Source organism: Acinetobacter portensis (genome assembly GCF_010646905.1).
GTDB lineage: Bacteria > Pseudomonadota > Gammaproteobacteria > Pseudomonadales > Moraxellaceae > Acinetobacter > Acinetobacter portensis.
The window spans coordinates 1054735-1069374 of sequence record NZ_JAAARQ010000002.1 but is presented as its reverse complement, the minus strand read 5'-3'; the positions used below and the strand labels follow the sequence as shown (position 1 = coordinate 1069374).

The 14640-nt window shown below is 37.5% G+C and carries 13 protein-coding genes; 8 read left to right on the top strand and 5 right to left on the bottom strand.

The window, feature by feature from the left end; all coding sequences use genetic code 11:
• The first annotated feature begins 138 nt into the window (after positions 1 to 138).
• The 5 genes from prfB to GTK57_RS05050 all read left to right on the top strand — a co-directional run bounded on the left by prfB (position 139) and on the right by GTK57_RS05050 (position 4888).
• Positions 139 to 1234, top strand: a protein-coding gene (gene prfB / locus GTK57_RS05070; RefSeq protein WP_163121699.1) for a peptide chain release factor 2 whose coding sequence is annotated in 2 segments (ribosomal slippage) — positions 139 to 210 and positions 212 to 1234 — 1095 coding nt in all. Because the reading frame shifts where the segments join, the coding sequence is not laid out codon by codon here.
• A gap of 136 nt (positions 1235 to 1370) precedes the next feature.
• On the top strand, positions 1371 to 1670 hold the full coding sequence (locus GTK57_RS05065) for an ArsR/SmtB family transcription factor (protein ID WP_163121697.1): 300 nt from the start codon (positions 1371 to 1373) through the stop codon (positions 1668 to 1670).
• Between the two features lie 22 nt (positions 1671 to 1692).
• Positions 1693 to 2757 (top strand): alkene reductase, encoded by a 1065-nt coding sequence (locus GTK57_RS05060; protein WP_163121695.1) that lies wholly within the window; start codon positions 1693 to 1695, stop codon positions 2755 to 2757.
• A 98-nt stretch (positions 2758 to 2855) separates the two neighbouring features.
• Complete coding sequence (locus GTK57_RS05055) at positions 2856 to 4136, top strand: 3-deoxy-D-manno-octulosonic acid transferase (protein ID WP_163121693.1); 1281 nt, start codon at positions 2856 to 2858, stop codon at positions 4134 to 4136.
• 41 nt (positions 4137 to 4177) lie between these two features.
• Positions 4178 to 4888, top strand: a complete 711-nt coding sequence (locus GTK57_RS05050) for a 16S rRNA (uracil(1498)-N(3))-methyltransferase (protein WP_152875254.1) — start codon at positions 4178 to 4180, stop codon at positions 4886 to 4888.
• Positions 4889 to 4890: 2 nt separating this feature from the next.
• Here GTK57_RS05050 and GTK57_RS05045 read toward each other — a convergent pair whose 3' ends face one another.
• Both GTK57_RS05045 and GTK57_RS05040 read right to left on the bottom strand, forming a co-directional pair.
• A complete protein-coding gene (locus GTK57_RS05045) occupies positions 4891 to 5847 on the bottom strand; it encodes a mechanosensitive ion channel family protein (protein ID WP_163121691.1) in 957 nt (318 codons plus the stop codon).
• A 110-nt stretch (positions 5848 to 5957) separates the two neighbouring features.
• Entirely contained in the window at positions 5958 to 6545 is a 588-nt protein-coding gene (locus GTK57_RS05040) for a DUF805 domain-containing protein (protein WP_152875256.1), read from the bottom strand.
• 280 nt (positions 6546 to 6825) lie between these two features.
• Here GTK57_RS05040 and acs point away from each other — a divergent pair, with 280 nt between their 5' ends.
• The 3 genes from acs to GTK57_RS05025 all read left to right on the top strand — a co-directional run bounded on the left by acs (position 6826) and on the right by GTK57_RS05025 (position 11881).
• Positions 6826 to 8772, top strand: coding sequence for an acetate--CoA ligase (gene acs, locus GTK57_RS05035; RefSeq protein ID WP_163121689.1), 1947 nt, complete (start codon positions 6826 to 6828; stop codon positions 8770 to 8772).
• A gap of 137 nt (positions 8773 to 8909) precedes the next feature.
• Positions 8910 to 10088 carry an acyl-CoA dehydrogenase family protein gene (locus GTK57_RS05030; RefSeq protein ID WP_163124607.1) on the top strand — a complete coding sequence of 393 codons (1179 nt, stop codon included), beginning with the start codon at positions 8910 to 8912 and terminating at the stop codon, positions 10086 to 10088.
• Between the two features lie 479 nt (positions 10089 to 10567).
• On the top strand, positions 10568 to 11881 hold the full coding sequence (locus GTK57_RS05025; RefSeq protein WP_152875260.1) for a CitMHS family transporter: 1314 nt from the start codon (positions 10568 to 10570) through the stop codon (positions 11879 to 11881).
• 59 nt (positions 11882 to 11940) lie between these two features.
• On the opposite strand, the gene GTK57_RS05020 is transcribed toward GTK57_RS05025, so the two are convergent.
• The 3 genes from GTK57_RS05020 to msuE form a co-directional block, all read right to left on the bottom strand.
• Positions 11941 to 12555, bottom strand: a complete 615-nt coding sequence (locus tag GTK57_RS05020; protein WP_163121688.1) for a riboflavin synthase subunit alpha — start codon at positions 12553 to 12555, stop codon at positions 11941 to 11943.
• Between the two features lie 145 nt (positions 12556 to 12700).
• The gene (gene sfnG / locus GTK57_RS05015) at positions 12701 to 13810 is read right to left on the bottom strand and encodes a dimethylsulfone monooxygenase SfnG (RefSeq protein ID WP_163121686.1); all 1110 of its coding nucleotides are present in this window, start codon (positions 13808 to 13810) and stop codon (positions 12701 to 12703) included.
• A 23-nt stretch (positions 13811 to 13833) separates the two neighbouring features.
• Positions 13834 to 14565, bottom strand: a complete 732-nt coding sequence (gene msuE / locus GTK57_RS05010; protein WP_163121684.1) for an FMN reductase — start codon at positions 14563 to 14565, stop codon at positions 13834 to 13836.
• Between the last annotated feature and the right edge of the window lie 75 nt (positions 14566 to 14640).

Below are 14640 nucleotides of genomic sequence, written 5' to 3'. Positions count from 1 at the left end.
TTTTAAATCATTTATAAATGCATTTTTCTTTTAAAGAATAAGCTCAAGTCGGGTAAAACATTTAAGTTCAAAACGGAGTATTGGGTATGTGATATAATTTGACGCTATTTTGAATGTTTTAAATTGCGAGTACTTCACGTGGAAATTAATCCTTATCTAAACCAATTAAAAGACTTAGGCGAACGTGGTCAAACACTACGGGGGTATCTTTGACTACGATCTGAAAAAAGAGCGTTTAGAAGAAGTTCTCCGTGAATTAGAAGATCCAACAATTTGGAATGATCAAAGTCGTGCTCAAGCAATGGCCAAAGAAAAAGGTGAGCTTGAAAACGTATTAAATGTCCTCGAAGGTCTATCTACACAATTAGAAGATGCGCAAGCATTACTCGATTTAGCTGTTGAAGCAGATGATGAGAGCTTACTTGTAGATGTACAAGCAGAATTAGATGTTTCTGAAGCAGAACTTGCTAAGTTAGAATTCCGTCGTATGTTCAGCAACCCAATGGATCCGAACCCATGTTATGTGGAAATTCAAGCGGGTTCAGGTGGTACAGAGGCTCAAGATTGGGCATCTATGCTACTTCGTATGTATATGCGTTGGATTGAACGTCATGGCTTTAAAGCAGAATTGATGGAAGAGTCTGATGGTGATGTTGCAGGTATTAAATCTGCGACCATTCGCGTAGAAGGCGAGTATGCATACGGTTGGTTACGTACAGAGTCAGGTGTTCATCGTTTAGTTCGTAAATCACCATTTGACTCGGGTAACCGTCGTCATACATCTTTCTCGGCAGTATTCGTATCGCCTGAAATTGATGACAACATTGAAATTGAAATCAACCCTGCGGATGTTCGTACAGATACTTACCGTGCATCGGGCGCGGGTGGTCAGCACATTAACAAAACCGATTCTGCAGTACGTTTAACGCATGCACCAACAGGTATTGTGGTGGCTTGTCAGAACCAACGTTCTCAACATGCTAACCGTGACCATGCTTGGAAACAGTTACGTGCAAAATTATATGAATTGGAAATGAAAAAACGTAATGATGCCGCTCAAGCGCTTGAAGATACTAAGTCTGATATTGGTTGGGGCAGTCAAATTCGTTCATACGTTTTAGATGATTCGCGTATTAAAGACTTACGTACAAGTGTTGAAAGTTCTAACACAGGTGCTGTGCTTGATGGTGATTTAGATAAATTTATTGAAGCGAGCTTAAAGCAAGGCTTATAAATTTTATTCGTTAAAAAAAAGCTCAATTGAGTATTTTTCATTAAATCGTAAAAAATCGATATTAATATCGTAAAAATACGATATATTATATGCAAAGATGCTGAATTGAGCTTTATTCATTTAAAGTGTCTGAATTATGGATATAGATTTAATTTTTAAGGCCCTTGCCAATCCTACACGTCGTCAAATTTTAGAATGGTTAAAAACACCTGAGAAATTTTTGTCGAGTGATGAATGTGGTGGTTTTAAACGTGGCGTATGTGCGGGTCAAATTGAAAACTTAGGTCAAGTTTCTCAATCGACCATGTCGAACCACTTATCTGTATTGCAACAGGCAGGTTTAATTAAAGCTGAAAAATATGGGCAATGGTCTTATTTTTCACGTAATGAAGAATTAATTCAGCAATATATCGAACAATTAAAGCATTCACTTTAATAACGTGAATAACGAGGCGAATATGGCTGACTTAGGCTCTCCTGTACAATTTGGTGATTTAAAACTTAAAAATCGTGTCGTAATGGCGCCTTTAACACGAAGCCGTGCAACAGATGATCGTGTACCAACGGCAATGATGGCGGAGTACTACGCACAACGCGCGAGTGCAGGTTTAATCATTTCTGAAGCAACGGTAATTGCTGAAGATGCAAATGGTTATTTAAATACACCAGGGCTTTTCACAGATGCTCAAGTTGAAGGTTGGAAGCAGGTTACTTCAGCTGTTCATGAAAAAGATGGCTTAATTGTTGCTCAATTATGGCATGTGGGTCGTGTATCTGACCCTGAATTATTGAATGGTCAAACACCTGTTTCTGCAAGTAATGTTCAGCAAGCAGGTCAGGTAAGTTTATTGCGTCCAAAACGTGATTATGTTGTGCCTCGTCCACTCGAAATTTCAGAAATTCATTCAATTACAGAACAATTCAAGCAAGCGGCAATTCGCGCTAAAGAAGCAGGATTTGACGGTGTTGAATTACATGCTGCAAATGGTTATTTAATCGATCAATTTCTACAAACTAAAACCAATAAACGTGATGATGAATACGGTGGTTCAGTTGAAAATCGTGCACGTTTCTTATTAGAAGTTGTCGATGTTTTAATTGAAGTTTGGGGCGCAGGCCGAGTGGGTGTGCATTTGGCTCCGCGTGGTGATGAACACGATATGGGCGATGATGCTCCACGTGAAACTTTTGGCTATGCAATGGAAGAACTTGGCAAACGTCATATTGCTTTCTTCTTCACCCGCGAATATTTAGCAGAAGACAGTATTTCTGAATATATGAAACAGCGTTCAGGCAATGTTCCATATATTGCAAATATGCGTTTAAGCCGTGAAGATGCAATTGAGCTATTGGCATCGGGTAAAGCAGATGCAGTTTCATTTGGTAAAGCTTATATTGCAAACCCAGATTTATTTGAACGTTTAGTTGATAATTCACCTTTAAATGAATTGAAGTTCGAAAATATGATTGGGACAAATGTGGCAGAAGGGTATATTGATTATCCTGCATTAAATAAAGCATAAGTCTTTACATAATAAAGTAATTCTAAAGAGCCACATTGATTAACAAGTGAATGTGGCTCTGTTATATTTTAAGTTAACCCTCTTTTAAGGCGATACATTTGGCTACTCCATTTTGGTATAACGCAGCACTTTCACTTTTAAAACCAGTCTATAAATGGAAAATTAAAAAGCGTGCAGATAGTACTGAACAATTACAACAGGAGTTGCTAGAGCGTTTTGGTCCTTTTCAAAATCCTAAAAATTTAGATGCCATTTGGTTTCATGTAGTATCCGTTGGTGAAACCAATGCAGCACAGCCACTCATTGAACATTATCTTAAAAAGGGTCATCCTGTATTGGTGACCAACACCACGAAAACAGGTCAGGCACGTGCAAAATCATTATTTTTAAAAGCACCTTATTTAGATTTATTTCAGGCGGTGTATTTACCTGCCGATCAAAAATATTTAATTGAAGAGTTTTTTCAGTTGTATCAACCTAAATTATTGGCTTTGGTTGAAACTGAATTATGGCCAAATTTAATGGATCAAGCACATGAATTTAATGTGCCATGTATTTTAATTAATGCACGTCTTTCAGAAAAATCGGCTAAAGGTTATGGAAAAGTTCCAAGCTTAACCAAGCCAATGTTAAGTGGTTTAAATCAGTTATTAGCGCAAGATCAAGCATCTTTAGATCGATTTATTGCTTTGGGTGCAAATACTGAACATAGTCAGGTTGTAGGTAGTATTAAATTTGATATTACTGCGCCTATTTCTTTTATTGAAAAGGCTGCAAACTTAAAACAAGATTGGCAATTAGATTCACGTAGAATTATCACCATTGCAAGTACACATGCGCCTGAAGAAACCAATATTTTAGCGGCTTTAAAACCATTTTTAGCGCAATATCCTGAACTTTTATGCATTGTTGTGCCACGCCACCCTGAACGTTTCGATGAAGTATTTGAGGCAAGTCAAAGTTTAGGATTAAACACACAGCGTCGTAGTTTAGGTGAAAGCATCCAAGCAGATACGCAAGTATATTTAGCAGATAGCATGGGTGAAATGTGGCTTTGGTATACCATGAGTCAAGCTTGTTTTGTGGGTGGCTCTTTGAATGAACCGGGTGGTGGTCACAATATTTTAGAACCTCTTGCTTTGAATGTTCCGACAGTTTTAGGTAAAAACTATTTTAATTTTCAAAGCATTGTCGATGAATTCATTGAAGCATCGGCCATTAAAATTGCGACAACGGCTGAAGAAGCAGCTCAAGATTTGGTGCAATTGACTTTCGATTCTGCATTGGTTGAACAACTGAATTTAAATGCTGAACAGATTATGCAAAAGAATAAGGGTTCATTAGAAAAGCATATTCAAGCCATCGATCAATATTTATAAATGTTGCCCACTTATATCTCCTATTTTAGTTTTAAGATTTTATGAATATAGTTTTAGTCGATGAGCGACAAACGCAAGCAGATGTTTGGAAAATTACATCAAAACGTCAGCTTGAGCATCTTCATACGCATTTGGAAGTGAAAATTGGAGATACCTTAAAAGTTGGTATTCTTCAAGGAAAGCGTTACCTCACTGAAATTGTAGAGATCTCTGAAAATTCAATTTCGATTAAACCATTACATGAAGAAACGGTTCCGGAAAAATTAGCTGTCACCTTAATTGTTGCAATGCCACGTCCAAAAGTTTTACGACGCTTAATTATGGATAGTGTGACTTTGGGTGTTGAAAAAATCATTTTATTGCATAGTTATCGTGTTGATAAAAGCTATTGGCAAACGCCATTTTTACAACAGCTTGATCATTATATTGCTTTAGGATTAGAACAAGCAGGCGATACCATTGCACCAAAAATAGAAATCTATAAGCGTTTTAAACCTTTTGTGGAAGATATTTTACCTACACTTATTTCAGATGAATGTCCTGCATTTGTGGCACATCCTTATGTGGAAGATAAAATGCCATCGGCTATTTCACAACGATGTACGATTGTGATTGGTCCCGAGGGTGGTTTTATTCCTTATGAGATTGATTTACTCATAAAAAACGGCTGCCAAGCAGTAAGCTTAGGCAACCGAATTATTAGAACTGAAACAGTAATTCCTTATGTTTTAGGTAGACTGTTTAGTTCATAAGCTTATTCAGGGATTACAGATGCACCACGATGCACTTTCACTTCCTGAATAGGGTATGGAATGTTGATGTCATGTTGAGCAAAACCATCAATAATATGTTCTTGAACATGACTAATTGAGTTTGCAATTGTTGTTTCCGTGGTATTTACCCACCAACGAACAGTTAAGTTAATTGAGAAGTCTGCAAGTGAAGAGACATTCACACTGAAGCCTGGTTGGCTTAAAATAGACGTATCACGGTCTAATATATTTAAAATAATTTCACGTGCTTTTTGAATATCGTCCTCATAGCCAATGCCAACAATAAATTCACAACGACGACGTGTATAAGCTGTATTTACAGTAACTGCACTGGTATAAACCGTTGCGTTCGGAATAACGATTCGACGACCATCTGGTGAGCGTAAGAAAGTTGCACGAATTTGAATATCTTCAACCGTACCTTCCATACCTGAAACAATAATGTCATCGCCAATTTTAAACGGTTCGCCAAGTAAAATAAGAATACCTGACAATAAGTTCTGGAAGATGTCTTTGAATGCAAAACCGATTGCAACAGAACCAACCCCTAAGGCACTCATGAGCTGTCCAGGCGTAAAGCCAGGAATGGCAATGACCATTGCAATCAAGAAACCAATGAAAATAATAGCTGAACTACCAACACGGTTTAAAACTAGGACTAAATTTTGTTTTGTGTATGAACGATCTGAAAGGGCTTTACGTACAAAAAATTTAAATACTTTGGACAACAAATAGAAAATGCTAAAAACAATTAAAGCGATACAAATATAAGGTAGGCGTTCCCAAAAACCATCCATAAACTTATCGATGGTTGAGTAGGCATCATTATATTTAGCAGTATGTGCAATGACAGTTTGAGCAGTTTTTTCTGTTGCTTCGTGCAAAAGATCCGTTGTACCTTGAGTGACTTCGCTCAAGGTGGTTTGTTGTCCAGGCACAGGCTTTCCAATTGATTCAAATTGGCTCTATTTTGCCTTAAATTTATATAATATTTAATAACTAAATTTTTACTGCATGTATTGTTTTGTCAAAAAGTTAGAGCATTTGTTTAAAAATAATCCGTACTTTTTTCAAGGATTTCAGTTGGTGTTTCTAATTGCCCTGAACCCATCATATAAGACACGATACTCCCTGTTCCCAATACAGACAAAATAGTCACAATAATCATGAGCCACGCTAAAATCTTTTCCCAAACAGCACTTATGCGTTGAGGACCGTATTGATTCGGACCTTGTGTACCTGAACCTAACAGTAAATAGAAAAATACAAAGAGATTCACCAGTGGCAAGATCAATAACAATATTAACCAACCTGAATGATTCATGTCATGGAAGCGACGTATTTGAATCACAATATTAAAATAAATATATAAAATCGAAATGATGAGAAAGCCTAATCCACCTAGTCCTGTTAAGGTATCAATAAAGTGTGAATCTAAAGATTGCGTACTTAAATTGAAAATGCCTAAAGTTAGGCTTAGTGCAATTACTGCAAAAAATGCAATTAAATTTAGAAACCCGTACCAAGCGATATAACTTAAACGTCCAAAACGACCGCTTAAAGACAGAGGATTGTCTGGTGGTTGAGCTTGCGTTTGTTGGCGTGAAAAGAAGTTGGATGATTGGTTTGGATTCATGGATTTACCCAAGTCATAAAGAAGAGGCAATATTTAGATCATTGATCATCTGAATATCTGCGTGAATTATAAAGTGAATTAAACAGATCAGATAGAAAAATACAAAACTCAATTCATTTAAATTGTAATTTGATCAAGAGAGTTGTAGAAATATTATACGACTAAAGCATCATTGAGTTGTTTGAAAAATAACCGTAATACTGACGGTATGCAGAAATAAAAATTGAATAACGGGCATAACATTTCGAGATGAAATGTAAAAATATCAAGGAAGTAGAAAATGAAAGAATTGTATCCTGTAACAGAAGGATTTAAAAAAACTGCGCGTACAAATGAGGCGGAATATTTTGAACGCTATCAAAAATCTATTGATCATCCAGAAGAATTTTGGGCAGAGCAAGCGAAAAAATTAGACTGGATTAAGCCTTTTACCAAAGTGAAAGATACAAGTTTTTCCCCAGATAATTTTAAAATTGAATGGTTTGCAGATGGTCAATTAAACCTGAGCGCAAACTGTTTAGATCGTCATTTAAAAGAACATCCTTACAAGCCTGCCATTATTTGGGAAGGTGATCATCCATCACGTCATAAAATTATTTCTTTTGCAGAATTGCATGATGAAACCTGTCGTTTTGCCAATGTATTGAAGAAGCATGGCGTGAAAAAAGGTGATCGTGTGGTGTTGTATATGCCAATGGTGTCTGAAGCTGCCATTGCGATGTTGGCTTGCGCGCGTATTGGTGCAGTGCATTGTGTGGTATTTGGTGGCTTTTCACCAGATTCACTGGCAAGCCGCATTGAAGATAGCCAAGCAAAAGTGGTGATTACCGCAGATTCAGGTATGCGTGGTGGTAAACCCATCCCACTAAAAGAAAATGTTGATGCGGCGCTTAATATTGCAGGTACAGAATCGGTTCAAAATGTGATTGTGGTACATCGAACAGGTAACCCAATTGAGATGAGGGATGGTCGTGATTTGTGGTATCACGCAGAAATTATGACGGTCAATGAAGTTTGTCCACCTGAACCGATGAATGCAGAAGATCCACTTTTTATTCTTTATACATCGGGTTCGACAGGCAAACCCAAAGGCGTACTTCATACCACGGGTGGATATTTAACTTATGTAAACTGTACCTTCCGTGAAGTTTTTGACCTAAAACAAGATGATGTATTTTGGTGTACAGCAGATGTTGGTTGGATTACGGGACATTCATACGTACTTTATGGGCCACTTTCCAATGGTACAACCACCGTCATGTTTGAGGGTATTCCTCAATATCCGACATGGGCACGAACAGGTCATATTGTCGATAAACACAATGTCACGATTCTTTATACAGCACCTACCGCTATTCGCGCCATGATGCGTGAAGGTGATGCATTTGTACGAGAAAGTGACCGTAGTAGTTTACGTTTATTGGGTTCAGTGGGTGAGCCAATTAATCCTGAAGCGTGGAATTGGTACTACAGCGTAGTGGGTGAAAGTCGTTGCCCAATTGTAGATACGTGGTGGCAAACAGAAACAGGTGGTTTCATGATTACGCCATTACCGGGCGCAACAGATTTAAAACCGGGTTCTGCGACACGACCATTCTTTGGGGTAAAACCTGCCATTGTAGATGCTGAAGGTGTCGAACTTTCAGGAGAAGCGGAAGGTAACTTAGTTATTCAAGATTCTTGGCCGGGACAAATGCGAACTATTTGGGGTGATCCTGAACGTTTTATCGAAGCTTATTTTTCTACCTATCTGGGAACATATTTCACAGGAGATGGCGCACGTCGTGACAAAGATGGTTATTACTGGATTACAGGTCGTGTAGATGATGTACTGAATGTATCGGGGCATCGTTTAGGAACAGCAGAAATTGAAAGTGCCTTGGTTGCGCATGAACATGTTGCAGAAGCTGCTGTTGTGGGCATGCCACATGACATTAAAGGGCAAGGAATTGCAGCGTATGTAACATTACAAGCAGATACGCCCGAGTCGGAAGATTTACGAAAAGAACTTGTTTTATGGGTGCGTAAAGTTCTTGGACCTGTTGCAACGCCTGATGCAATTTACTGGGCGCCCGCTTTACCTAAAACACGTTCGGGGAAAATTATGCGCCGTATTCTAAGAAAAATTGCAGCAAATGAGCTTGATTCATTAGGTGATACTTCAACTTTGGCAGATCCTCAAGTGGTAGATCAATTGATTGTTGAAGTGAAATCTCAACATTCGTAATTTGTTGTTTATATGCAAATACCGTTAGAAATTCTAGCGGTATTTTTGTTTTATAGATAAGGTCTTCATGCATTGAGATAAAGCAAAAACTGAAGGTCTGTTAAGCTAAAAAAGTTATGAAAAATGCTGACAATATTATGAATGCTTCATCTCCTATTCAATTTGAACCTTTAAAAATTGCACAACAACTCGCAAAAACTTTTGCAGAAACAGCAGCAGAGCGAGATAAGAAAGGGGGAAATCCTAAAACTGAACGCAATTTAATTCGTCAAAGTGGTCTTTTAGGATTATCTATTCCAAATGAATTGGGTGGGCGTGGAGCAGACTGGAAAACTATATTTAAAACCATTCAAACACTTGCGCAAGTTGATAGCTCATTGGCTCATGTGTATGGTTTTCATCATTTACTTATTGCGACGGTACAGTTGTTTTCCCAACCTGAACAATATGGAAAATGGTTCAAACAAACAGCGAAAAATAATCTATTTTGGGGAAATACATTAAACCCTTTAGATCGACGAACTACAGCAATAAAAACATCAGAAAAAGAATATCTATTTCAGGGTGATAAAAGCTTTTGTTCAGGCTCTATAGATTCAGACATTTTACTTTGTTCGGGGTATAACGAAGATGGGAAATTATTGATAGGCGTTATTCCAACGGCACGTGAAGGCGTGAGCTTCTTAGGTGATTGGAATAATATGGGACAACGCCAAACGGACAGCGGAACAAGCCATTTTGAACAAGTGAAAATTCACGAAGATGAATTGCTTTTAAATCCGGGGCCGTTAAGTACGCCATATTCAAGTTTAAGACCGCTTATTGCTCAGCTTATTTTTGTGCATATGTTTTTAGGTGTGGCGGAAGGTGCTTTCGAAACAGCAAAACAAACGGTGCAAAGTCAAAAAGCATGGTCAAAATCTTTAGCTGAAAATGCGGTGAATGATCCATTTACGCAAAAGCATTTTGCTGAGTTTTATGTGCAACTTGAAGGTGTACGTTTACTTGCGAATAAAGCCATTGAAACGCTTCAACAGGCTTGGGATGTTGGCGAAAAACTAAGGGCTGAACAGCGCGGTGAAGTTTCAATTGCTATAGCTACAGCAAAAATTGCTGCAACCAATACATCGTTATATATCACACAAAATATCTTCCAAGTGATGGGTGCACGAGCAACAACAGCGAAACTCAATTTAGATCGTTTTTGGCGTAATGTACGTACGCAAACGTTGCATGATCCTGTTGATTATAAATACCAAGAAATTGGGGAGTGGGTACTCACAGGAAAAGTGCCAGATCCAAGTTTTTATTCTTAAAAAGTTAAGCCTCCTTTTGGGGGCTTATTTTATGGTTTTAGCTCAGCTTTTTAGATAACTATTACATCTATTTAAAAAGGATTCACTGGTGGTAATCATGACTTATTTGTCTGAATCATGTTTTAAATGAGAAAAATAAGAAATACGTTATTCATGTGTTTTATCTATTGTTAAATTTTTAACCCTAATTTTATAAAAGTGAGTTTTTATAAGTAAGACTAATCAATAAAAAATTAAATCGTTGATTTTGGTTTCAAAAATGCAACGAGAACATCATAAATACATTATATTTTTTAGATTTATTAACATATAGATTATCAACAAGAATTTTGGGTTCAGTTTTGAATCAATATTCAAAAACAAATTTTTGCGATCCTCATGATTTGAATTTTAATTCCAAAAATCGTGTAAAGAGTCAATTTAAGACAGGAATCGTCTTAGCGTTTTTATGCCAAAAAGCGTATCAGAAGGAGTGTTAAATGCTAACGTTAATTGGCGTTTTAATTATTATTACTATTGTTGCCCTGCTTTTAACAGGCAAAGTGAATCCTATTTTAGCGATGTCAATTATTCCATTAATTGGTGCTTTTATCGCAGGATTTACACCCTCAGAAGTTTCAACATTCTTTGAATCTGGTATTACCAAAGTCACCAAAGTTGCGGTGATGTTCCTCTTTGCTATTTTGTTCTTTAGCGTTTTAAAAGAACTGCATGTGTTTGATCCACTCATTAAAAAAATGGTGGCATTAACTCGAGGTAATGTCATTGTTGTTGCAATTGTCACGACTTTAATTGCTGCTGTTGTGCATTTAGATGGTTCAGGTGCTGCAACATTCTTAATTATTATTCCTGCACTATTACCGTTGTATCGTAAGTTAGGAATGAGTCCATATTTAATGCTATTGCTGATGGCAGGTAGTATGGGGGTTATGAACATGGTGCCTTGGGGTGGTCCATTAGGTCGTGCTTCAGCGGTTACAGGTGTTGATGCATCACTGTTGTGGCAAAGCATTATTCCTGTGCAAGTCATTGGTATTCTTGCCATGGTTGGTGTTGCTGTGATTATGGGTTTACGTGAAAAACGTCGAATTGCAGCTGCACACTTAATGGGAACAACACCATTTGAACAAGACTGTACAATAAGTGATTTTGAAGATAATGCACATGAAATTATTAAGCCAAAAAACTTTTGGTTAAATATTGGGTTGATTGTATCTGCAATTATCTGTTTAGCATTTGGCTTATTTTCAGCACCTTATGTTTTTATGATAGCGCTGTCTTTGGTATTGTTTATTAACTTTCCAAATCCTAAAGAACGTATGCAGGCCATTAGTCGTCATGCACCGCAAGCTTTAACTATGATTGCCATTATTTTTTCGGCAGGGGCGTTCTTGGGTATTATGACTGAATCGGGCATGTTGAAATCAATTGCTGTCGATTTAATTCAAGTTTTACCATCTGCATGGGTGGGTGGGTTACACATTTTTGTGGGTATTCTTGGTGTGCCAATGGATATTTTCACAAGTACAGATGCGTATTACTTTGCTCTATTGCCTATTGTACAAGAGGTGACAGCAACTTCAGGTGTTGCACCTAATTCAGTGGTCTATGCCATGGCAATTGGCAACAATGTGGGCACGTTTGTTAGTCCATTTTCACCTGCAACGTGGCTAGCAATGGGACTAGCAGGTACTGAAATGGGTAGGCATTTACGTTACTCATTTGGATGGTTGTGGTTATTTAGCTGGTTCTTATTGGCTGTTGGTTATGCTTTTGGATTGTATTCATTCTAATTTAAAGTAACATCCAATTCATAAATAAAGGCTACTTCAAATGAAGTAGCCTTTATTTTTTAACGTCGATGAATATTTTCTAATGTATCGACAAGTGTTCGTGTCATTTGATCAATTTCATAATTCACGTGATCGCCAATTTTTACATCTTTCCATGTGGTTAAACGTAAAGTTTCAGGAATTAAATCGACAGAAATTTGTTGTGTATCTCGATCTACACGGTTCACTGTTAGGCTACATCCATTTAATCCAATAAAACCTTTTAAGAAGAAATATTTGATATTAGCTTCAGGAATTTCAATATCTAAATGTAAGGTTTCACCTGTACGAATTAAATTCACGATTGTAGCTGTACCTTCAATATGACCATATAAATTATGACCACCATTTTCTGTACCCACTTTGGCAGAGCGTTCAATATTTACTTCTGCACCGGCTTCAAGAAACTTTAATGTTGTGAGCTGATTGGTTAAGTTTGAAATATCAAAATGAACCGTATTTTTGTCTAAGTCGATGTGTGTTGCTGTGAGGCAAACACCATTAATTGCGACACTTGCACCAATAAAAACATCTTGGAAAAAGTTATTTGTATTTGAAATAATAATGGTTGTAAAACCGTCACCTTGACGAACGTCAAGAACCTTTTCTAAACCTTGAACAATACCTGTGTACATATTTACATCTTCTTATTTGCCAATCTTAAACATTGTAAAGCCGATTGAATGGGCAAACTATGCTTATTCGTTAAAAAAAATCCCCCAAGCCGAGTCTTGAGGGAAATTTGGAACATTAGAATTCTATTTAATTGTTATCTCAAAATTACGCAGATTTTGCTGTAATTTGATTCTTTTGTGCTTCTTCAAGTTCACGTACCAAAGGCAGAACTTTTTCGCCAAAGTATTCAACTTCTTCAATGAAATTTAAGAAGCCTGAAAGAACTAAATCGACACCCACAGATTTCAATTCAACAATACGTTCAGCAATTTGTTGAGGTGTACCAATTAAATTTGTACGGAAACCATCGTTATATTGAACTAAATCTTCAAAAGTAGATTTTGCCCAGTTGCCTTCACCTTCAGTTGTTGCCGCCCCAGCTTCTTTGGTTGCATCACCAAAGGCTTTGACTGCTTCTACATTTGCACCATCAATAATTTCTTGAAGCACAGCTTTCGCTTCTTCTTCAGTATCACGTGCAATAATGAACGCATTTACACCGACTTTAACTTCATGATTATTCGCCTTAGCTTTTTCACGAATATCATCAATTTGTTTTTTCAGTTCTTCGGGTGTATTTCCGTTAGTGAAGTACCAGTCAGATACGCGAGATGCCATATCACGGGCTGCACGAGAACTACCTCCTTGGAAAATTTCAATATGTGGTTTTTGAACAGGTTTTGGAGAAAGTGTGTAATCTTTAAATTGATAAAACTTACCATCAAAACTAAAGTTATTTTGCGTCCAAACACCTTTTAAAGCGCGAATAAATTCTTCCGAGCGGGCATAACGTTGATCATGTTCAGGCCATTCTTCACCAATCGCATCGAACTCACCACGGAACCAACCACTCACGACATTAATTGCAATACGGCCATTGGTTAAATGATCGATGGTTGCTAATTGTTTTGCGGCAAGGGCAGGTTTCCAAGGACCTGGCAAAATAGCCGCAATCACTTTTAGTTTTTCTGTTTTAGCTAAGATGCCATGACTGAAGCTCACAGATTCATGTTGATGTTCTGCATTGTAGCCAGCTGTAAAACGAATTTGAGTTAATGCATATTCAAAACCGCTTTTTTCCGCTGTTTGAGCAAGTTTGACATTGTAGTCATAGCTCCAATCGGTACGTTGTTTAATGTTGCTTACAACTAAACCGCCACTTACATTTGGAACCCAATAGGCAAATTTGATCGCTTCATTTTTTAACTGTGTCATGGTTCTTCTCCAGTGTATTTATTTTATGCAACCTGAGTTTTAGGCGTTTTCGCATGTAAGCGTGACTCAGCTGCATCTAAGCTAGGAACTGCCGCAGATGGAAGGACTTCTTCTTGTTCAATTTGTTTGTTAATACCAAGGTTTTGGTTTGCTAATTGCGTTTTCTCTTTCACCACTTCGGCACGTTGACCTTTTGCAGGCGCCCATTCAAGAATTGGCAATGCACGAGCAACAGCAAGCGTAATACGGTCAATCAGGAATTCACTGTGAATGGTGTATTCAGGTGTGAAATCACGATCAGTTGCGTACACGCCAATAGGTAAAGTTTGTGCTTGGAAGAAGCTAAATAAAGGACGTAATTGATGCTCAAGGACTAAAGCATGACGATCACTACCGCCAGAAGCAGCAAGTAATACAGGAACATCTACAAGTGCAGTTTGTTCAACAAAGTCAAAGAAATGTTTAAATAAACCTGTGAAAGATGCACGGTAAACGGGTGTACCTACAATGAGCGCATCGGCCGCTTCGACAGCAGCTAAATCATCTTGAACACGTTGAGGAAGTTGATTACGGTAAATTGCACCACCTAAAAGAGGACCAATTTCACTGAATTTGATGAAATGTACATTAATAGGAGTTGCTTCACCAAGCTCATTTAAAATGGCTTGAACCAAAGCTTCTGTTTTAGATGGATTGTTTAAGCCGCCAGAAACAGCAACGATATTCAGTGGTTTTTGTTGATTAACATTTGACATGGGGGAAACCTAAAAATCTATATATCTTTGAATAGCTCTATTAATCAACAAGTGCTTATTCCTGTAAAATAAACA

What these genes read in the sequence shown, in the direction of transcription:
- GTK57_RS05065 (WP_163121697.1), top strand. Translation starts at nt 1,371, where the DNA reads ATGGATATAGATTTAATTTTTAAGGCCCTTGCCAATCCTACACGTCGT.
- GTK57_RS05060 (WP_163121695.1), top strand. Translation starts at nt 1,693, where the DNA reads ATGGCTGACTTAGGCTCTCCTGTACAATTTGGTGATTTAAAACTTAAA.
- GTK57_RS05050 (WP_152875254.1), top strand. Translation starts at nt 4,178, where the DNA reads ATGAATATAGTTTTAGTCGATGAGCGACAAACGCAAGCAGATGTTTGG.
- GTK57_RS05040 (WP_152875256.1), bottom strand. Translation starts at nt 6,545, where the DNA reads ATGAATCCAAACCAATCATCCAACTTCTTTTCACGCCAACAAACGCAA.
- acs (WP_163121689.1), top strand. Translation starts at nt 6,826, where the DNA reads ATGAAAGAATTGTATCCTGTAACAGAAGGATTTAAAAAAACTGCGCGT.
- GTK57_RS05030 (WP_163124607.1), top strand. Translation starts at nt 8,910, where the DNA reads ATGAATGCTTCATCTCCTATTCAATTTGAACCTTTAAAAATTGCACAA.
- GTK57_RS05025 (WP_152875260.1), top strand. Translation starts at nt 10,568, where the DNA reads ATGCTAACGTTAATTGGCGTTTTAATTATTATTACTATTGTTGCCCTG.
- GTK57_RS05020 (WP_163121688.1), bottom strand. Translation starts at nt 12,555, where the DNA reads ATGTACACAGGTATTGTTCAAGGTTTAGAAAAGGTTCTTGACGTTCGT.
- sfnG (WP_163121686.1), bottom strand. Translation starts at nt 13,810, where the DNA reads ATGACACAGTTAAAAAATGAAGCGATCAAATTTGCCTATTGGGTTCCA.
- msuE (WP_163121684.1), bottom strand. Translation starts at nt 14,565, where the DNA reads ATGTCAAATGTTAATCAACAAAAACCACTGAATATCGTTGCTGTTTCT.